The organism is Amycolatopsis sp. NPDC049868 (assembly GCF_044461365.1).
GTDB lineage: Bacteria > Actinomycetota > Actinomycetes > Mycobacteriales > Pseudonocardiaceae > Amycolatopsis.
Genome location: NZ_JBITKV010000007.1, coordinates 155,497 through 174,261, shown reverse-complemented (window position 1 = coordinate 174,261; position 18,765 = coordinate 155,497). Strand labels below are relative to the sequence as shown.

Here is an 18,765-nt window from a genome sequence, read left to right as displayed (position 1 = left end):
GACCGCCTTTGCTCCGGAGAGCACGCCGAGAGCGCTACTCTTCCGGATCCACGCCGACGGCGAGTTTGAGGATTCTTTCGCGTTCGACGTAGTAGTCGTCGGCGCTCAAAGTGCCCGAAGCCAACGCTGTGTCCAGCCTCCCCAGCTGCACCTGCCAGCTTTCTCCTTCTGGCTGCCGGACGTGAGCGACGGAATCCGGCTGCTTGGTCGCGGGCTTGTCGATGAACGGCAGCGGCCGTACCGACCTCACCCAGCCCGGGTTCGCCGCGACGACGTCGGTCGCCGGGCTGCGCAGGAGGAAATGCTCGGTGAACCCGGGCCGGTCGAGCAGATTCCGCACCCGGGTGCGGAGGTCCGGCCTGGAGGAGCAGACGGCCGAGACGTCTATCAGATCGACCAGGGCCTCGAAATCAGGAAGCGGGGAGATCTGCGCGAAGTCGAAACCTCGCTCCGCGAGCCGAAGCCAGGCTTCGATAAGAGCTATCGGAGCGACCAGCATGTCTTCGTGCTCGTGCCAGATTCTCCCGACGATCGACAGGTACTCCCGGTCGTAGTCGCCGCCTCTGGCAATGCGGTCGTAGACGATCGTGCGGAACTCCGGCTCGGCACTCACCCTGGTGCCGAGCAAGGCCGCGAAGGTGTCCGGTCCGGCTGTTCGATCGAGCACGAGCCGTTCGATGACCAGGGAAGGTGAGAAGTCCGCCCAGGCGACGTAGGTGCGGTCGAGGACCGCCCGGTTGGGGTGCGCCGCCGCCAAGGCGGCCAGTCCGCGGATTCGGTCCACCTGCCAGTTCTGGTGGATGAAAGGTTCCAAGGCGTACCGGTACGGCCAAAGTTCCGGGTCTCCGGTGAAGTGCGCACTCAGTTCCGGTACCTGAAGCGAAAGTGCCTCGGGCGTGGCGGGAGGCGCGACCGGGCTGATCGATGGCGCCCTCCCCACGGTGATGGCGGCCTTGCCGTCAGGGCCGGGCAAAAGATGGAACAGAGTGACCAGATCCCGCCATTCGCCGGCGGAGAACTGCGACTTCCAGAAACCGGCGAATTTGTGCCAGGGGTGCGCACCGACCGAGCCCGTGTCCAGCGGACCCGGGCTCACCAGGACCGCGGCGAGGATGATCAGGTTCACGTTGTACGCGGCGTAGCGCCGGGGCGTGGGGTGACGCACCGGCTCGTATCCGGAGTATTTCTGCTGCTGGGGCTCGAAGGAGTGGGCGATGAGCTCCTTGAGCATCGCGAACAGCGGGCCGTTGTCGGCCGCTGATCCGGTCAGCTCGACCAGGAAGTTCACCACTGCCCACCGGGACGACAACGGGGCGAACGAGAGAATGGTGTACAACTCGCTGTCGTCGGTCAGCGAGGTGGTCAATCTGGATCTGCGCTGCTGGGAGACCTGGAACAGCTCGTCGAGGGTGTGCCAGACGAACCGGGCGACCAGGAATTCGCCGAAGGTGGCATGCAGGAATTCGTAGGTTCGCAGGGTTTCCGAGTCCCTGTTCGCTTCGGCGCGTTGCATGAAGAAAAAGCGGCCGAGGGCCGAATGGCCGGCACTCAGAGGTGTCTGGGTACCGTGGCGGCGGTTGCGCTCGTCCACCTTGAGCAGACCGGCGAAGTCCTCGTTGAGGTCTGGCTCCGCGATCCATTGCGCGCCCCGGTTGAACATGCCGAGCGCTACGACGGCAAGTCTTTCCAATTCCAGGTCCACCTCACGTTCGAGGTGTTCCGGGCTGCGATCGATGTTGTCCTTGGCCAGCTCACGCCTGCAGAAGCGCCGGAGAAGGCGCTCGTACAACTGGGATGTGTTGAGCGTGCCGCTCTCCTGCTGAAGTGCGTTCCCGATGGCGTCGTAGAGCGCCAGCATCAGCAAGAGCAGCGGTTGCTCGGCTATTTCCTGGAAGGCGAGGACCACCGGAGGGAGAAGTGGCCGAAGGCGCGCCTTCTTGAAATAGGGTGCGTTGATCTCGTTCCAGGTCTGGAGCCACTGTCCGACCTGGTCGGGGGTGAATGGGGTCAGCCTCAGGATATCGGTGCCGACCGGAATCTGAACGCCGCTGCACACGCTGATACGACTCGTCACGACGACGGCCACCGGCGCGCCGAGATCGAGTCGTTCACGTTGGAAGCGCGCGACCTTGTCGAGATACCGGCTCTGCGAGACCCCGGTGGCCTGCAACAGTTCGTCGAATCCGTCGAGCAGGACGATCGGCAGGCTGGTCCCGGCGGTTCGCGAGAACTCCGCCCAGGACACCTTCTCGTGCAGTGCCTCACGCAGGCCGAATTCGATTTGGTCGAGCAAATCGCCCTCGGTCGGAGCGTTCCTCAGTTCGACTCGCAGCGTCAAGAAGTCCGATGGCGACAACCTGGCCGCGAGAATACTGGTGAGCATGGATTTGCCCGAACCCGGATCACCGAGGACGAGCAAAGGCAGGCTGACCGCCTTCGGTGAGGTGAAGTAGCCGACGAGGTAGCGGTAGAGGTCGTTCCGCACCGGCAGGGAGTTCCACCAGGCCAGTTCGGCGGGACGGTTGTCCTTCCGCATCGAGGTGACTTGGAATTGCGGATCCACGTAGGCGTCACGGATCAGCGGGATGCGGAGGTCGCCGAAGTCGTCGTCCCCTTCGATGATCGGCCGGTCCAGCGCGGCCCGATAGCCCTTGGCCAGTTCCGCCCGTCGCTGATCCGGGGTACCCCCGACGAGGAGTTGCCGCATCGCGTCCTCGACCCGGTCCAGCGCTCGCCCCGCGCTTCGCGCCTCGGCGAACTGGATCCAGAATCCGATCTCCGGGTAGTCGGACACGACCCGGCCGACGAGCCCGTGGTAACGACGAATCGCCTCGGTGGCGATCTCCCGGACCATCAACTCCATGCGTGTTTGCCGGGTTTCGTTCAGCTCATCCCATATCGCGTGGGCGCGCACGAGTTCCAGCAGAGCCGCGGCCGAGTCGACGTACTGCCGGAACAGAGCTTCGCGGGTGGCCTCATAAGGACGGTCGGGGGTGGGCATCGGCCAGACCCCGTCGAACAGGTGTGACAGCCCGACCAGTTGAAGTTGTTCCTTTTTGGTCACGCCCAGCTGTTTGGTGGAAACCGGCAGACCGAGTTCGTCGACGGCTTCGAAGAAAGCCAGGACCACGATTACGGAGTGAGCCGCGCTCACCCTTTCAGTGCGGGCGTACCGGCTCAGGCCACGTTGTTTCTCGGCGAGTTTGCCCAGCACTTCATGACTGATCTTGATGAAGTCGACCTTGGCGTCGAACCAGCTGAGCAGTTCCGTCGCGCCGAACGCGACACTGCCGAGGAGAGCGCCGCCGACCAGTCGATCCAACGCCGCCACCGCGGCGTTTTCCTTGGGGCCGAGCAGTTTGACCGCATCGGCGTAGCTGTAGCGCCTGCTCACCGCCTGCCTCGCTCCGGTGCCGATTCTCCCCATTCAGGGTCCCCGCAAGCGCCTTTCATCCGGTGAAGGATAACACTGCGCACTTCGAGCACCTTTCGCTTGTGCGCGCAGGGCTGTTCATCAGGATCGAGGCAGTTCAGCGGCCCTTCGGTTACCACTGGTTCCAGTGCAGGACCTGGTCGCGACCGATGCGTTTGGCGGGACGGAAGTCGGTGCCGATGGTGAAGGCGAGCGGGATGAGTGCGGCGAGCATGATCTCGTCGCGGGGGACGCCGAGCACCGCGGCCAGCTCGTGTTCCAGCGGGGCTTGTGCGGTGGTCCAAACGGTGCCGAGGCCGCGCTCGCGGGCGGCGAGCATGAAGCTCCACACCGCGGGCAGGATGGAGCCCCAGGTCCCGGCCTGCTCGGTCACGGTCGCGCGATCGGTGCGGCCCTCGACGGCGGGGATGACGATGGCGGGCACCTGGTGGATGTGGTCGTGGAGGTACTGGAATCCGTCGGCGATCCGCGGCCAGGAACCGTGAGCGTTCATACGCCGCAGGTCGCGTGCGGTCAGCGGCGTGCCCTGGGCGACGTGGACGGCTCTGCGGTAGACGTCGGCCACGGCCGCGCGCTGGGTCATGTCGGTGACGACGAGGAAGTGCCAGCGTTGGCGGTTGCGGCCGGTGGGCGCTTGGGTGGCGATGTCGACGCATTCCTCGATGAGGCGGCGTGGCACGGGCCTGGTCAGGTCGAGCCGTTTGCGCACCGCGCGAGTCGTGGACAGGACTTCGTCGGCGGACAGGTTCAGCGACATCGGAGGTTTCCTTTTCGGGTCAGGGACCGGGTGACGGCGGACGGCCGGGTCGATCTCCGCCACCGGCTCACTCCATCTGCTCACAAATCATCTTCGGCAAGATGGTTTGCGACCATACGGTCGAGATTGATCTGTTGTCAAACGATCAGCGCGCAGACGATAGTGATAACCTGCGGGTATGCCGACCAGAACAGGTGCACGCACGCGGACGACGTACTTCCCGCGGCTAGCGGCGGAGCGCCCGGACATCGCTCTGTGCCGCGCTTCGACGGCGGTCGCCCGTGCCGCGGAGGCAGCGGCCGAGCAGCAAGGTCTCGGCGTGGGACATCACCTGGTCCTGAAGATGCTCGCGGCCGTCGGCCCGCGATCACAGCAGGTGCTCAGCGAGGAGCTGCGGATCGACCGCAGCGTCATGGTCGGTATCGCCGACGAACTGGAGAAAGCAGGCCACGTCCGCCGCGAACGCGACCCCGAGGACCGGCGTGCCTACGCGGTCACCATCACCGCGGCAGGTCGGCGAGCGCTCGCCAAGGCGGAGAAGACGATCCCCGAGTTCCTCGACCGCACCTTCGCCGCGCTCACCCCCGCCGAACGTGATCAGCTCACCGCGCTGCTGGGCAAGCTCCTGTCCGCCAACTGAACCACCCCAGCGGCCCAGCTCAATCGTCAAGCCGGCGGAGCAGGCCGGCGCGGTGGGCGACGGCGGCGGCTTCCGTGCGGCGGCCGGCACCGAGTTTGGCCAGGATCCGGGAGACGTGTACGCCCGCTGTGCTGGCGGAGATGAACAGTGACGCGGCGATCTGGCTGTTGGTCAGCCCATCGGCCAGCAGACGCAGCACGTCCAGTTCCCGGGCGGTCAGGCCGAACGGATCCGCCGGCGGTGGTGTGGGCGGGGGTTCGGGCGAGGCGAGATCGACGCGGCCTCGGGCCGCGAGCAGGTCGATCTCGCGACGGAGATGCCCGGCGCCGAGGTCGTCGGCGAGGGACGCGGCTTCCCGCAGCGGGTCCTGCGCGGCGGCGCGGTCGCCCGCCGACAGCGCCGACTCGGCCAAGCCGAACAGCGCCTGGGCGAGTTCGTAGGGCTGGGACCGGCCACGCCAAGCCGCCACCGCCTCGGCCCACAACCGCGAATCGTTCTGCGCGATCTCGGCGTGGAACGCGGCCAGGTGCGCCGACGGCACCGGGCGGTCGGCGGTCACCCGCATCGCCAAGTCCCGGAGCTGTTCGGTGCGCCGCTCGACCGGTTCGCGCCGCCGCTGGTCGCGGCCTGCCGCGTCGAGCAGAGCCCGCCGTACCCGGGTGCCCGCGCGCAGGAGCGTCCACGGGTCGCCGAGAGGGCCGAGCAGACCCGGGTCGTCCAGGGCGTCGGCCAGGAGCCGGTCAGCCGCTTCGAGGTCACGCCGGGCGACCGCGAGCCGGCACCGGAACGCGGCGGCGAACACCGGTGTCCCCCGCCCGGCCGGATCGGCGGGCGAACCGGCCGCGACCTCCGCCGCGTCCGGGTCGCCCTGGGCCAACAGCACCTCGCCCAACAGGGTGGTCAGCACCGCGGTCGTCATGGCAGGCGGTTCGTCGGCCAACGCGTCTTCGACGACCTCTCGTGCCTGCGCCCACCGGCCGAGCAGCCAGAGCGCCTGGGCCAGGACGCCCGAGAGGTCGGCGCCTCGCGACCGGGCCTGTCCCACCCGATGGGCCGTCGCCCGGCCCTTCGCCGCGACGACGGCTGCTGAGCCGTAGTCGCCGGCGCCCATGAGCAGGTACGCCTGGCCGAGCAGGGCGGTGAGCGCGTTGTAATGGTCGGAGGTGACCTCCGCGATCGTGGCGGCTTCCCGGAACAGCGCGAGCGCTCGATCCTCGTCACCCGTCACCGCCGCGACCCTGGCGGACGCGATCAGCGCGGTGGCCTGGACGACGGGCAGCCCGTGAGCGCGGCCGATGTCCAGTGCCTCCCCCGCGTAACGCCCGCCCTGGCCGGGGTCACGCAGTCCCACGGTGACCGCGAGCATGGCCAGCGTCTGGCCGCGCAGCTCGGGCGGCGCGTCGGCGGGCATGGCGGCCAGGGCGGCGCGGAGGTCGGCGTCACCGTCGCGGCCGGCGCGGCGGTTGAGCAGACCGCGGGTGGCCAGTACGCGGGCGGTCTGCTGCGGGTCGGGCGCGGGGTCGGCTTCGTCCAACGCCCGGCTCGCCAGCGTGAGGCCCCGCTCGAAGTCCCCGGTGTTGAACGCACGCCCTCGCGGCGTGGTCCAGCACGACGGCCAGGGGCACACCCAGACGGGCGGCGGGCTCGGGAACCGTGTCCCAGCGGTCGAGAACCCGGTCGAGCAGCCGGAGCTGCTGTTCGTAGGCGTAGGCGCGGCCCGCGTCGGCCGCCGCCCGCCAGGACGCTTCCAGGGTCCGCGCGTGGTCGCCCGCGGCGTTCCAGTGCGCGGCCAGCTCGACGGCGCCCCGCCCCTCGGGTACCAGCGCCGGATTGTCGTGGATCGCTTGGGCGCAGCGGACGTGCAGCCTGCGCCGCTCGCCGGGCAGCAGGTCGTCGTACACGACGTCACGGAGCAACGCGTGGTGGAAAGCGTACCCGTCCTCGCGCACGACCAGCAGCCGCTGGTCGACGAGCGCGCGCAGCGCCGGTTCCAGCTCCTCGTCCGGCAGCTGGCAGGCCAGCGCGAGCAGTTCGTGCCCGACCTCGTGACCCACGACCGCCGCCGCGCGCAGCACCGACCGCCCGGTCTCGGGCAGCCGCGCGGTCGCCGCGGCGAGCAGGTCCCGCAGCGAGGACGGGGTGACGTTCGCCGGTTCGGCGGCCAGCGCCTCCACGAACAGCGGGTTGCCGTCGCTGCGTTCGTGTACGCGTGCCACCAGCGCGCGGTCAGGCTCGTGACCGAGCAGTCCGGCCAACTGCGTGCCGACCTGTGCCCGGTCCAGCGGGCCCAGCTCGAACTGCAGGCCCCGGGGCCTGCGGGCGATGTCGAGCACCAGCGGACGCAGGGGGTGCGCTCCGCCGACCTCGCCCGACCGGTAGGTGCCCACCAGCAGCAGTCCCGGCTGTTCGAGGTTGCGCACCAGGTAGGCGAGCAGGTCTCGGCTGCCGGAATCGGCCCAGTGCAGGTCTTCGAGCACGACCACCAGCGCGTGCCGTGCCGCGGCGCCTTCCAGCAGCGTCAGCACCTCGTCGAACAGCCTCGACCGGCCCTGCGCCGGGTCCTGGTCGGCCGGAGGCTCGCCCAGTTCGGGCAACCAGCGCGCCAGGCTCAGCCCGCCGGCGGGCAGCAGGTCCCGGATCGAGTCGCCGCCGAGTTCGCGGCGCAGCCGTCGCACCACCGCCGTGAACGGCGCGAACGGGAGGCTGTCCGCACCGAGTTCGAGGCACTCGCCGCGCACCGTCCGGGCGACGGTACCGAGCCGGTCGGTGAACTCGGCGACCAGCCGGGACTTCCCGATGCCCGCCTCACCCGCCACGATCGCGACGGCCGCCCCCTCCGCGACGGCAACCTCGTAGACCTCGCCCAACGCGGCCAGTTCGGCGTCGCGTCCGACGAGGACCGGCCCGCCCCCATGCACGTTCACCGGCGCCATGATGCCACCACCCGCGGTGGCCTAAAGAGGTGGCGGCGGGCGCGTAAAGAGTCCGGCCGGCCGATGAGGACAGTTCTCCTGATGTGGCCGAGGGGGTGCTTGAACGAGATTTGTCGGCATGGGAACCAAGGGATTGAGCCTCGTCCTCGCAGCCGCCGGCGTCGCCGGGGCCCTCATCGCACCATCCGCCGCCGCGGCCCCCGCCGACCGGTGGACCGGCACCTGGACCACCTCGATGCAGCGCCCCATGGGCGCGACCTGGCAGGGCGCGAACTGGTCGCTCGACGGGTTCGCCGGCGAGTCGGTCCGCCAGGTCGTACGGATCAGCCGGGGTGGCACGCAGCTGCGCATCCGGTTGTCCAACCGCTACGGAACGTCGCCGCTGCGCCTGGCGGGCGCCACCGTCGCCAGGGCGGGCGACGGCGCGTCGATCCAGCCGAGCACAGTCCGTCCGCTGCGGTTCGACCGCTCGCAGTCCACAGTGGTCCCGGTCGGCTCGGAGGCGGTCAGCGACGCGACGCTGCTGCCCACGTCCGCGCTGGACCGGTTGACGGTCACGCTGTACTTCGCCGCGCCCACCGGACCGGCGACCTTCCACGAGGCGGCGACCGCGACGACGTACCGCACGAAGGGCGACCACCGGTTCGACGCCACCGGAAGGGCGTACACCGCCGAGAGCCACTCCTGGTACTACCTGTCCGGTGTGGACATCGCAGGCGGCCCGGCCCGGTCCGCGGTCGTCACGTTCGGCGACTCGATCACCGACGGCGTCAGCGCCACCAAGAACGCCGACAACCGCTATCCCGACCAGTTGGCCGAACGGCTGGTCGCGTCCCGTGCGCCGCTGGCGGTGCTCAACGCGGGCATCGCGGGCAACCGGGTGCTCGATGATTCCGACTGCTGCGGTGACAGCGCGCTGTCGCGGTTCCGCCGCGACGTCCTCGACCAGCCGGGCGTGCGCAGCGTCGTCGTCACCCAGGCGCTCAACGACATCGGCTTCGACCCGGAGGTCACCAGCGCCGAGCTGATCCAGGCGCACCGGAAGCTGATCCGGGCCGCCCGCGACCGCGGCGTCAGGATCATCGGCGGCACCGTCACCCCGATGAAGGGCTCGATGCTGGACAGCCCGCGCGGCGAACAGATCCGCGGCGAGGTCAACCACTGGATCCGCACGGGCGGCGAGTACGACGCGGTGGTGGACTTCGCCGCCGTCCTGGCCGACCCCGCCGACCCGGCCGCGCTGCGCGCCGAGTTCGACGCCGGCGACCGGCTGCACCCCAACGACGCCGGCTTGCAGGCGATGGCCGACGCCATCGACCTCTCCAACCTCTGACCCGAATTCCGCCGGGGACGCGACCCGCCCACGGGTCGCGTCCCCGCCCCCCCCACCGATCCCGTTCACTCATAAGGAGAACCCTCATGATCCTCGTCACCGCAGCCACCGCCCCCGTCGGCCGTGAGATCGTCGGCCAGCTCACCGCCGCCGGCCACCCGGTACGCGCACTGACCCGCGACCCGGAGAACACCGGCCTCCCGGCCACCACCGACGTCGTCGCCGGCGACCTGGCCGATCCCGAGTCCCTGGCGATCGCGATGCGCGGCGTGTCAACGGTGTTCCTGCTGGCCGTCGTACCCGGTTTCGCACCGGCGTTCCTGGCCGCCGCGAAGGAAGCAGGCGTGCGGCGCGTCGTCTTCCAGTCCTCGGGCTCGGTGGACGACACCGCGGCCGAGCAGCCCCACCCCGTCGCCGCCTTCCATCACGACATCGAGCAGCAGCTCCGCGACTCCGGTCTGGAGTGGACGATGCTGCGCCTGGAACTGTCCGCCGCCAACCCCATCCAGTGGGCGTTCGACGTGCCGGGGCAGGTACGGGCGGGCGACGTCGTCCGAGGCCCGTACGCCCAGGCCGCCGGCGCACCGATCCACCCCGCCGACTTCGCGGCCATCGCCGTAGCGGCCCTCACCGACAACGCCCACGCCGGCCGGACCTACCCGGTCACCGGCCCGCAATCCCTGACCCACGCGGAGCAGATCGCGCTCCTGGCCGAAGCGCTCGACCGGCCGCTCCGGTACGAGGAACTGACCGTGGAGCAAGCCCGAACGGCCATGGGCCCGCACGCGCCCGCCGACGTCCTGCTCGACGACTGGGCCCGTCACCTCGACCGCCCGGCGCCGATCACCGACACCATCGAAAGGATCACCGGACGGCCGGGCCGCACCTATGCCCAGTGGGCCACGGACTACCGCGGCGACTTCCTCGGACCAGTGTCCTGAGTCGTCAGTTCGTGTCTTGTCGTGGTCGCCCGTGTCGCGAAAGCCACTTTCGCGACGCCTGATGTCCCGAAAGTGGCTTTCGCGACACGCTCGACAGGCGGGAAGCCCGCGAACCCGCCCCCAGGGCGTGTCCTCGGGATCCGCGGGAACTCGGCTGAGCCGTGCAGCGGGTGACGGTGCCGCCCGCTGCACGGCACCGCCACCCATGTCCCCGCGTCCTCAGACGGCCGACGGGATGTTCTTTCCCCCCTTCCCGGTCGGCTTCTTCGGAGCGGGTGTCTTGTTGACGCCGCGCTGGACGTCGGCGCGGTCGATCTGTTCCTGTTTGCGGACAGCCTGTTCGCGCGAGGTGGGCACGCGGGTCTTCTTGGTCTTCTTGGTTTCCGGGACTTTGTTCACCCCGCGCTGGATATCGGCGCGATCGATCTGCTCCTGCTTGCGGATGGCGTCCTTGCGCGAGTAGACCGGCTTCCTGATCGGGCCGCCGCGCGCGTTGTCCGCGCGATCGATCTGCTCTTGTTTGCGGATCGCCGATTCCCTCGGGGTGAGCGGTTTCTTGACAGGGCCGCCACGCGCCGTGTCCTCACGGTCGATCCGTTCCTGCTTGGCGATGGCACGTTCACGAGGAGTCGGCACCTTCACCGGGAACGCCCTGCCGATATGCTCCTCCCACTCGGTCCGGATCGGGTTGACCGCCTTGACGTAGTTGCCTTTGCCGTCCGGCACGATCTGCGGCCGGTAGGTGTTGCGCAAGGCCTCAAGGAACGTCTTGCGCTTGTGCGGATCGGGCAGGACATGCCGCAGGATCGAGTCCTTGATCCACTGCCGGTCCTTCTCCGTCGGCGCGTCCTGCAGGGCCTGGGCGAACCCGTAAGCCGTCGGCAGGTAGGGATTGTCGTGGACCTCCTTGTAGGAGTACGGCGGCGCGACTCCCTGGAGCGGCCCCAGTCCCGCCCTCAGCTGACCCGCTCCCCGGAACGCCTTCTCCAGGGCGTGGTTCGTCGGCGGCACGCGAACCGTGGTCGGCTGCTTGGCCACGGTCTTCGGAGTGACCGGAGTCCGGGTCGTCTTCTTGGCCTCTGTCGTCGACGGGTTCTTCGGCGGCTGCTTGGGATCCTTCCGTTTGGCCGGGGTACCGCCCTCGTCTCCGGTGTCGCCCTTGCCGTCGCGGTCCTCGATCGCCGTCTTGAGGTCCTTGCGGGCCTGTTCGAGGCGAGTCTTGATCTTCTCCTTCGTCTCCTTGCTCGCTTTACCGTTGACGTGCTGCTGGAGTCCCCAGATCGCCCGCTCGAGGTTCCTGATGTAGGCGTCTCGGTTGAACGGCTTGGCGTGGTGCTCGGCGCTCTTCAGGAGCTTGTTCAGGTCCTTGCGGCTCTTCGTCGCCTTCTCCAGCTTCGCGCTGGCCTTGTCCCGGTCCTCCTTGGTCTTCGCGTCGCGCGCCTGCTGCCTCAGTCCCGCGATCTGATCGTCCACTTTGGACATCCGGTCCTGCAGGCCCTTGACCGTCTGCTTGGACCGGCGGTGGATCTCGAAGGCATCGGAAATCAAGCCCTGGACGTCGCTCCAGGAGATGCTCACGCTGCCGCCGCCGACCTTGGTGATGACCCGGTTGGCCAGCACCTGCTGGTACAGCTTCTGCTTGTACTTCGGGTCCGCCGGGTCCAGCGGAGCGCCGAGGTCGAGCATCTTGGCCAGGATCTTGGCCTTCAGCTTCTCCTTGGCACTCTTGGGACGGTCCTCGCCGTCGTCACCGGAGTCGGCGGTTCCCGTGGGCGGGGTGAAGGCGGCCTGCTGCACACCCGGCTGTGCCACGGAGTCGATGGTGTTCGACAGCCCGGACGCCAGCACGGCGGCGGTCAGCAAACCCGTGACGGCGAGCGTGCCCGTTCCGATGACTCGTTGGGGTTTGATCAGCGGGTTCATCGGGCCACGCTCTCCGCCTCGACGAGGGTGGCGACCTCTCGTGGCTCCTTATCGGTATGCGCTTCGGCGGTGACGGTGTCCTCCACGAGGCGTCCCTTCTTCAGTTCGGCGCTGTCGGAAACGCTCGCCTCGATGAGCCGCTTCCGGGGCTTCTCCGCCTTCGCCTCGGCGGTGACGGTGTCCTCGACAAGACGGCCCTTCTTCTCTTCCGCATGGGCGGAAACGGAACCCTTGACCGGTTTCTTCTCCTTCTTCGGCTTGGCCGGCTCCGGTTCCGTCTCCACGACGATGGCGTCGCCCGCGCTCACTTCGGTGACCGAAGGACCGGCGATCTCGGGCTCAGTGGCACGGGCTCCCGCGGCGGTCTCGATCCGTGAGGCGACGGGCGCGGCGTCCACGAGTGACGTCCCCGGAGTCGGCTCCTGGTCCATCCGCAGCGCGGCCGGAGCCGGGTCGCTGTCCGCGTCCACGGCGTCCGGGACCGTGTCGACGGCGGCCCGTAACGCGACTGGCGCGGCGTTCGCGACGGCGCCGAGGTCGAGCGGTTCCGCCGAAACCGCCACCGGCAAAGGCGGAACCGGCAGGGCAAGAGGCTCCGGGATGAACTCGATCGGCCAGGGGCTCGACCCGCCGCGGGTCGAGACAGGCGCGACCGGCACCGGCGTGACACGTGCCGGAGCGGGAGCCGGAACGGGGACGTCGGCCGGAGCCGGTTGCGGCGAGCCGGGCGGCGGGACCGGTTCGACACCCGCGTCTTCGGCGGGTCGGTAGCCCTCTTCGGCGAGGTACTCGGCGACGAGGTTCTTGAGCGCTTCGGGAAGTTCGCCGGAGGCGAGCTGGGTCGTCGGCGGTGGCGGCTGCTCGTCGCCGCCGGTGATCAGGGCTGCGGCGATCGCGCCCATGGTGACCCCGCCGGCGAACCCCGCCCAGGCCAGCGGTCCCGGGTTGCGCCGGCGTCGGCGCACGGGGCGGAATTGTCGTCGTGGCATCGGCATCGTCCTTCCTCGTGATTGTGCGGACGCTGCCGAATGAAGCCGTCTGTCCCCAGCTCGGACAAGGTTTCCGGACGCTTCCGGACGGTCCCGGACACCCCTAGAATCGGCGGCCTGCTCACTGGGGAGGTGCCGTACATGGCCGAAGACTGGCCGGACCCGCGCGAAGCCGTCGATGCCGCGCAGTTCGTCGCGGCGATGCGCACTCTGCGTGCTCGTACCGATTCGAGCTACCGGGTGATCGAACGCCGCGCCGCGAAGGCGGGCACGTCACTGCCGAGTTCGACGATCAGCGGGGCGCTGGCACGGGACACCCTGCCGAGGGCCGATCTGCTGGCGGCGTTCGTCCGGGCCTGCGGCGGTGACGACGCCACGGTCGAACGCTGGCTGGCCGCACGTGCCGACTTGGCTGCGACGGAGCAGACACCGATCACCGACGAGACGCCGACGCCCGTCGAAGACACGCCGGCGCAAGCCCGCCGCAGGGGCCGGTTGCTGTGGCCCGCGATCGCCGTGGCCGCCGTCGTGGTGTTGATCGCGGGCGGGTTGATCATGTTCAACCCGTTCTCGGAGGATCGGGCGGCGCCGAACCCGCCGTCGTCAGCGTCTTCGCCTTCGGCTGTGGCGCCCACTGTTCCCGGCGCCGCGAACGCGAGTGCCGCCGGGCCGCCGACGGGACGGGCGCGGGTGCGGGTCGCGCACACCGGGCTTTGTGTCGGTGAGGGGCCGGAGAAGTTCGTGCAGGAGGAGCGGATCGTGCTCGGCCAGCAGGACTGCGCGAAGGCGTCGCCGCCGATCACGGTCGAAGCGGTCGATGGCGGCTACCGCCTTCTGTTGCACCACCCCGAACACGGCGAGGGTTGCGTGACCGTCGACTACGGCGGCACGACCACCGGGGTTCTGCTGGCCGGCGACAACTGCGAGCCGGGACGTCCCGATCAGCGGTTCGTCTTCGAGCCGGTGACCGCGCCCGCGAAGGGCTATCTGCTGAAGTCCGCCGGCGGCACGAAATGGTGCGTCGGTGTCTACAAGGCGAGCACCGAGGTCGGGGTCCAGCTCATCCAGGACCCGTGTGACGGCGGATCGAACCAGGTGTTCATGGTCGATTCACTGGTCTAGCGCAGTAGCCGGCGCCGGCTTCGCCCACGACGCCAACAGGGCCAGACCGTCCGCGGTCGCCGTGCCGGCGGGCGCGGTGTAGACGGTGAGGAGCAGGCCGGGTTCGGCAGGCAGCTCCATCGACTCGACGTCCAGGTCGAGCCGGCCCACTACCGGATGGTGAAAACGCTTGCGTCCGGACCGGTGCAGCCGAACGTCCTGAGATGCCCACCGCTGCCGGAACAGTTCACTGTTCGTCGCCAACTCACCGACCAAGGCGATCAGCTCGTCGTCGTGCGGATCGCGGCCGGCTTCCATGCGTAGCTTCGCGGCCACGTCACGGGCGATTCGGTCATAGTCGGCAAAGAAAGTTCTTGCCGCTTCGGGAAACAGATACACGAAGCGCGCGGTGTTCGCCGGCCGTCGCGTGTCGGCCAGCACCGGTGAATACAGCGCGCGGGCAAGGTGATTCACGGCCAGGACGTCATAACGACCGTTGCAAATCCACGCCGGCGCGTCGGTGATGGCGTCGAGCACCTGCTGAAGCGCGGGACGCACCGTCACGGCGGGTCGACGGCGACGTCGGCCACTGGGCGCCCTGGACTGCCGCGCGAGGTGGAATAGGTGCTCACGCTCGGCCTCGTCGAGCTGCAAGGCGGCGACCAACGCGTCGAGTACCCCGTCGGAGGCGCCGGCGAGGCTGCCGCGCTCCATACGCACGTAGTAATCGACCGATACCCCTGCCAGCAGAGCCACCTCTTCGCGACGCAGACCTTTGACCCGGCGGTTGCCGCCATAGGCGGACAGCCCGGCCCGCTCGGGCGTGATCCGCGCACGACGCGAGCTCAGGAATTCCTTGATTTCAGTGCGCAGATCGATCATGGCCACCCCTTCACCGTAGGCCCTGTCCGCAGGCGAAGGGAGGTTCTGCCAGTACCCCGAAGCCTAGGTACCTGATGCGGTCGTGGCGATGCCGCCGTCGACCGGGATGATGGTGCCCGTGAGGTAAGAGCCGGCCCGGCCGGCGAGGAACACCGCGATACCCGCCATGTCATCGTCGCGGCCGAGCCGGCGCAGTGGGGCCTTCGCCGCGATCTTGTCACCGACGGCCTCGAGAGTGGACGCCATCATCCGCGACGGGAACGGTCCTGGGGCTACCGCGTTCACCGTGACGTGCTGTCCGCCCAGTTCCCTGGCCAGCACCCTGGTCAGTTGATGGAGTGCCGCCTTGCTGCCGGCGTAGGAGTAGTTGGGCGACTCGGCGACGTGGATGGCCGCGATACTGCCGATGTTGATGATCCGCGCGGGATCATCGGCGGCGCCCGCCTTGCGAAGTGCGGGGAGCAGTGCCTGCACCAGCCAGAACGGCGACTTGAGGTTGAGGTCGAGCACTTCGTCCCATGCCTCGTCCGGGAACGTCTCCAGCGGTTCGCGCCACATCGCTCCCGCGTTGTTGACGAGGATGTCCAGCCGTCCCGAGTCGGCCGTGACAAGATCAGCGAGGCGCTGACATTCGTCGTGCCTGGACAGGTCGGCGGGGAACGCTTGAACGTCGCCGAATTCGGACAGCAGATGCTGTGCCTCCGCGCACGTATCCGCCTTGCGTGAGCTGACAACGACGCGAGCGCCCGCCTGCAGAAGGCCACGCGCGATCATCATCCCGATTCCACTGGTACCGCCGGTGACCAGGGCGTACTTCCCACTCAGATCGAAGAGTTCCGCATGAGTGGTGAATCGGTTGTCCGTCATGGATCTCCGTACTTTCTGTCGTGGAAGAACGCGCCGCTGAATCAGGTTGGCAAGCGTCCGGAAGATCTGGGAGACCCTGGTGATACAGGTACTGCGAGGGCCACCGTCCCGCGCTGCAGGGGAACATTTGTCCAAGACCGAAGGTCGGCGGCCCAGGCATCGTCCCGGGTATGAGTGAGTACGACGTCAAGCAGTCGCATGGGATGTACGTGGTCCATGAGGGCCCGCGGCAGGCGCCACCGCTGTTGCTCGTCCACGGCTCGGGAGCTTCGGGCGCCTGCTGGGGCCCGATGATCCCGACGCTCGCCGCGCACCATCACGTCATTCGGGTCGACCTTCCGGGCTGCGGCCAGTCTCCGCCCGCGGCGTCGTACGACGTGCCCGCGCAGGCGGATCGCTTGGCGGCGGTACTCGATGACCTCGGCCTCGGGCAGGTCGCCGCGGCCGGGCATTCCAGTGGCGGCTACGTCGTCACGGCGCTTGCCGAACAGCGCCCCGACCTGGTGGGTTCGCTCGCGCTGATCAGCACCGGCCCGAGTCCCGGTGCGCTGCTTCGGCAGCCGGTCATCCTTCGGGTCCTGCTGGCCCCGCCGCTCGGCCCGCTGCTCTGGGCAAGGCGTTCGAACACGATGATCCGCGGCGGGATCAGGGCGACAGCCGCTCGCCCGGTGGACATTCCGGACGACTTGATCGCCGACCTACGGGGCATCACATACCGCACGATGAGAGCAGTGCTGAGCCGAAACACCGCGTACCTCGCCGAACGAAGCATGCCCGAGCGTCTCACCGCCCTCGACACCCCGACGCTGGTGATCTTCGGCGCCGCCGACCCCCGCTGGGATCCGGCGTCGGCGCACCAGTACGACGCGGTGCCGACCGCGCGGGTCGAGCTGCTGCCCGGCGTCGGGCACCTACCCGTACTCGAAGCACCGGAGGAGACCAGCAAGCTGCTGCTGGACTTCGCGGCCAAGGTCCGCCTTCACGACATCTCGTGATCTCAGAAGCCTAATCTGGTCGCATGCCGTCAACCGGGGTACCACTCGACTGGGCGGGGGTGGACATCGCCGTTCCGCACCGGTCGGCTCGGCTGCCGGGGATCAGCATGGCCGGGTTCCGGCAACGCATCCCCGGTGCCGCCGACATCGCCATGGTCGCGCACCCAGCCGTCAGCCTGCTCGTCGACCTGTCCGAGGGAACAGGCCTCGTCTACGACACCCATGGCCGGCGCGAGCGCGGCACTGTCGTGATCGGGCTCTTCCCCGGCGAGCTTCGGGCCGGTGGCGCGGGCCCGGCGATCGAGTGTCTCCAGATCCGGCTGTCGCCGCCGGTGGCGGCCAAGGTGCTCGGCGCGTCGACCGAGTTCAGCGGGACGGTGGTATCGCTGGAGGATGTCTGGGGCCGCGACGCCGGGCGCGTCGAGGACAGGTTGCGCGCCGCCGCGACGTGGGACGAGCGGTTCACGATCGCGATGAAAATCCTCAGCCGACGGCTGGACTCCCACCGACCGGTCGATCCGGAGGTCGCCCACATCTGGCGGCGGATGCGCGCCAGCCGAGGGCGGATACGGGTCGAGGGCCTGGCCGACGAGGTCGGCTGGAGCCGCAAGCGCCTCTGGTCCCGCTTCGGGTCCCAGCTCGGCACCACACCCAAACGCGCCGCCCGGCTGGTGCGCTTCGACCACGCCGCCCACCTGCTCGCGGCCGGGCACGCCCCCGCCGGCGTTGCCGCCGACAGCGGCTACGTCGACCAGTCCCACCTCCACCGCGAGGTCAAGGCGATCACCGGAGCCCCGCCCGCCGCCGTGGCCGCCGCACCGTGGCTCGCGATCGACGACATCGCGTGGCCGGCTCCGCGAGCATAGGGAAGACCTGCGCCTCGACGGCGCTTTTGCCGGCGGCCCCTCAAACTCAGTTGCCGCAGTCGACTGCGACGAAAGCCCCGGCCTCGTCCGGACCTTCGTTGGCATAGACCACGCGCCAGCCTTCGCCTTCGGGATAGCTGTCGGTAATCCGCATCAGACTCGAGCCGGTTACCTGGTTCGCTCCGCCGCTGACCACCCAAGTGCCGGTGGGACAGTATGCGGCCCCCGAGGCGATCTGGCCGGGAGCGACCGAGACGCGGCCGCTCGACGCGCGTGCCTGGTTGCGCATCCCTGTGCCGCAGACGGCCTGCCCGTTCACAGTTCGCGCGATACCGTCCAGATTGGCCACTCCGAACCACCACCGGATGTCGCCGACGAAGCCGAGCGATTGGCTGGTGAAGACCTTTGCACGTTCGATGTCCGATGATCCGCCACCGCCGTAGAGGCCCAGCCCCGGCGGGCACTTCGGCTGAGGGAGCACGTCGCGGCCGGGGTCGACACCCCGCTTGTCGGTGATGTGGAGATAGTTGCCCAAGTCGCTGTAGCAGACCGTCCACACCTTGAAAGTGCTGGTCGTGCCGGTGAGGTTGGCGACGTTGACCTTCCAGCCGGCGCCGCCATCGAGCGCGAAGGTGCCGCGCAGAGTGACGACGTTGGCGGAGGTGTTCGACTCACCGCCGCCGGTGGCTCGCATGCCCGCGGGGCAGAATACCCACGTCTCATGCCAGGTGTTGGGCTCGATGGTGATCGGCCCGTAGTAGTAGGTGCCCTTGCGGAATTGTGCCTGAACCGCCGACCTCGGCGCGATTTCCTTGGTACTGAAGGTTTCTTGACCAGGCCGCAGCTGCCGGGTGCCACCTTCACCTGCGACGGGAGCCGACGACGGCTGTGGCGCGGCGTCGGCCGTTGCGGCGAGCGGCACACAGAACGCGGCCGCCAGCGCCAGTGGGACGAGCAGACGAGTGATCATCACCCAAGCGTCGGTGTTCCTCCTGCGAAAGCCGAGGCCCTTCCGAGCGCGCCAAGAGGCAGACATCCCGTCCTGGCCGGGCGCCCGATCCGTCGAAGCCGTCGGCGAATTCCCCTACGGCCACCACCACGGAGC

The 18,765-nt window shown here is 69.1% G+C and carries 15 protein-coding genes; 6 read left to right on the top strand and 9 right to left on the bottom strand.

All coding sequences use genetic code 11. The annotated features are described in order from the left end of the window. Positions 1-34: 34 nt before the first annotated feature. The gene (locus ACIBTM_RS27880; RefSeq protein ID WP_395880105.1) at positions 35-3,427 is read right to left on the bottom strand and encodes an NACHT domain-containing protein; all 3,393 of its coding nucleotides are present in this window, start codon (positions 3,425-3,427) and stop codon (positions 35-37) included. A 118-nt stretch (positions 3,428-3,545) separates the two neighbouring features. Further along, a complete protein-coding gene (locus tag ACIBTM_RS27875) occupies positions 3,546-4,190 on the bottom strand; it encodes a nitroreductase family protein (protein WP_395880104.1) in 645 nt (214 codons plus the stop codon). Positions 4,191-4,368: 178 nt separating this feature from the next. Between ACIBTM_RS27875 and ACIBTM_RS27870 the strand changes: the two genes are divergently transcribed. Further along, entirely contained in the window at positions 4,369-4,830 is a 462-nt protein-coding gene (locus ACIBTM_RS27870) for a MarR family winged helix-turn-helix transcriptional regulator (protein ID WP_395880103.1), read from the top strand. A 19-nt stretch (positions 4,831-4,849) separates the two neighbouring features. Here the strand turns inward: ACIBTM_RS27870 and ACIBTM_RS27865 are convergent, their stop codons facing one another. Together ACIBTM_RS27865 and ACIBTM_RS27860 are read right to left on the bottom strand one after the other, a co-directional pair. Beyond that, positions 4,850-6,364, bottom strand: coding sequence for a LuxR C-terminal-related transcriptional regulator (locus ACIBTM_RS27865; protein ID WP_395880102.1), 1,515 nt, complete (start codon positions 6,362-6,364; stop codon positions 4,850-4,852). Next, positions 6,270-7,754 (bottom strand): ATP-binding protein, encoded by a 1,485-nt coding sequence (locus tag ACIBTM_RS27860; RefSeq protein WP_395880101.1) that lies wholly within the window; start codon positions 7,752-7,754, stop codon positions 6,270-6,272. The genes ACIBTM_RS27865 and ACIBTM_RS27860 overlap by 95 nt, the downstream gene beginning before the upstream one ends. A gap of 127 nt (positions 7,755-7,881) precedes the next feature. Here ACIBTM_RS27860 and ACIBTM_RS27855 point away from each other — a divergent pair, with 127 nt between their 5' ends. Together ACIBTM_RS27855 and ACIBTM_RS27850 are read left to right on the top strand one after the other, a co-directional pair. Next, positions 7,882-9,096, top strand: a complete 1,215-nt coding sequence (locus ACIBTM_RS27855; RefSeq protein ID WP_395880100.1) for an SGNH/GDSL hydrolase family protein — start codon at positions 7,882-7,884, stop codon at positions 9,094-9,096. Between the two features lie 86 nt (positions 9,097-9,182). Continuing rightward, on the top strand, positions 9,183-10,037 hold the full coding sequence (locus ACIBTM_RS27850) for an NAD(P)H-binding protein (protein WP_395880098.1): 855 nt from the start codon (positions 9,183-9,185) through the stop codon (positions 10,035-10,037). 219 nt (positions 10,038-10,256) lie between these two features. Here ACIBTM_RS27850 and ACIBTM_RS27845 read toward each other — a convergent pair whose 3' ends face one another. Both ACIBTM_RS27845 and ACIBTM_RS27840 read right to left on the bottom strand, forming a co-directional pair. Continuing rightward, on the bottom strand, positions 10,257-11,960 hold the full coding sequence (locus ACIBTM_RS27845) for a hypothetical protein (RefSeq protein ID WP_395880097.1): 1,704 nt from the start codon (positions 11,958-11,960) through the stop codon (positions 10,257-10,259). Beyond that, positions 11,957-12,949 carry a hypothetical protein gene (locus tag ACIBTM_RS27840; protein ID WP_395880096.1) on the bottom strand — a complete coding sequence of 331 codons (993 nt, stop codon included), beginning with the start codon at positions 12,947-12,949 and terminating at the stop codon, positions 11,957-11,959. Before ACIBTM_RS27840 ends, ACIBTM_RS27845 begins: the two co-directional genes overlap by 4 nt. Positions 12,950-13,090: 141 nt before the next feature. Between ACIBTM_RS27840 and ACIBTM_RS27835 the strand changes: the two genes are divergently transcribed. Continuing rightward, positions 13,091-14,071, top strand: coding sequence for an RICIN domain-containing protein (locus ACIBTM_RS27835; protein ID WP_395880095.1), 981 nt, complete (start codon positions 13,091-13,093; stop codon positions 14,069-14,071). On the opposite strand, the gene ACIBTM_RS27830 is transcribed toward ACIBTM_RS27835, so the two are convergent. Both ACIBTM_RS27830 and ACIBTM_RS27825 read right to left on the bottom strand, forming a co-directional pair. Beyond that, positions 14,060-14,938: a helix-turn-helix transcriptional regulator gene (locus ACIBTM_RS27830; protein WP_395880094.1), complete on the bottom strand. Its 879-nt coding sequence runs from the start codon at positions 14,936-14,938 to the stop codon at positions 14,060-14,062. The two genes, ACIBTM_RS27835 and ACIBTM_RS27830, sit on opposite strands and share 12 nt — an antisense overlap. Positions 14,939-14,995: 57 nt before the next feature. Beyond that, positions 14,996-15,799, bottom strand: coding sequence for an SDR family oxidoreductase (locus ACIBTM_RS27825; RefSeq protein ID WP_395880092.1), 804 nt, complete (start codon positions 15,797-15,799; stop codon positions 14,996-14,998). Between the two features lie 170 nt (positions 15,800-15,969). Between ACIBTM_RS27825 and ACIBTM_RS27820 the strand changes: the two genes are divergently transcribed. Next, entirely contained in the window at positions 15,970-16,794 is an 825-nt protein-coding gene (locus ACIBTM_RS27820; RefSeq protein WP_395880091.1) for an alpha/beta fold hydrolase, read from the top strand. Positions 16,795-16,817: 23 nt separating this feature from the next. Then, positions 16,818-17,660 carry a helix-turn-helix domain-containing protein gene (locus ACIBTM_RS27815; RefSeq protein WP_395880090.1) on the top strand — a complete coding sequence of 281 codons (843 nt, stop codon included), beginning with the start codon at positions 16,818-16,820 and terminating at the stop codon, positions 17,658-17,660. Between the two features lie 46 nt (positions 17,661-17,706). Here ACIBTM_RS27815 and ACIBTM_RS27810 read toward each other — a convergent pair whose 3' ends face one another. After that, positions 17,707-18,630: a hypothetical protein gene (locus tag ACIBTM_RS27810; RefSeq protein ID WP_395880089.1), complete on the bottom strand. Its 924-nt coding sequence runs from the start codon at positions 18,628-18,630 to the stop codon at positions 17,707-17,709. Positions 18,631-18,765 lie beyond the last annotated feature (135 nt).

Excerpts from the sequence above, each read along its gene's own strand:
- ACIBTM_RS27810 (WP_395880089.1), bottom strand. The coding sequence starts at position 18,630 with ATGATCACTCGTCTGCTCGTCCCACTGGCGCTGGCGGCCGCGTTCTGT.
- ACIBTM_RS27845 (WP_395880097.1), bottom strand. The coding sequence starts at position 11,960 with ATGAACCCGCTGATCAAACCCCAACGAGTCATCGGAACGGGCACGCTC.
- ACIBTM_RS27870 (WP_395880103.1), top strand. The coding sequence starts at position 4,369 with ATGCCGACCAGAACAGGTGCACGCACGCGGACGACGTACTTCCCGCGG.
- ACIBTM_RS27880 (WP_395880105.1), bottom strand. The coding sequence starts at position 3,427 with ATGGGGAGAATCGGCACCGGAGCGAGGCAGGCGGTGAGCAGGCGCTAC.
- ACIBTM_RS27820 (WP_395880091.1), top strand. The coding sequence starts at position 15,970 with ATGAGTGAGTACGACGTCAAGCAGTCGCATGGGATGTACGTGGTCCAT.
- ACIBTM_RS27825 (WP_395880092.1), bottom strand. The coding sequence starts at position 15,799 with ATGACGGACAACCGATTCACCACTCATGCGGAACTCTTCGATCTGAGT.
- ACIBTM_RS27835 (WP_395880095.1), top strand. The coding sequence starts at position 13,091 with ATGGCCGAAGACTGGCCGGACCCGCGCGAAGCCGTCGATGCCGCGCAG.
- ACIBTM_RS27850 (WP_395880098.1), top strand. The coding sequence starts at position 9,183 with ATGATCCTCGTCACCGCAGCCACCGCCCCCGTCGGCCGTGAGATCGTC.
- ACIBTM_RS27815 (WP_395880090.1), top strand. The coding sequence starts at position 16,818 with ATGCCGTCAACCGGGGTACCACTCGACTGGGCGGGGGTGGACATCGCC.
- ACIBTM_RS27840 (WP_395880096.1), bottom strand. The coding sequence starts at position 12,949 with ATGCCACGACGACAATTCCGCCCCGTGCGCCGACGCCGGCGCAACCCG.
- ACIBTM_RS27875 (WP_395880104.1), bottom strand. The coding sequence starts at position 4,190 with ATGTCGCTGAACCTGTCCGCCGACGAAGTCCTGTCCACGACTCGCGCG.
- ACIBTM_RS27855 (WP_395880100.1), top strand. The coding sequence starts at position 7,882 with ATGGGAACCAAGGGATTGAGCCTCGTCCTCGCAGCCGCCGGCGTCGCC.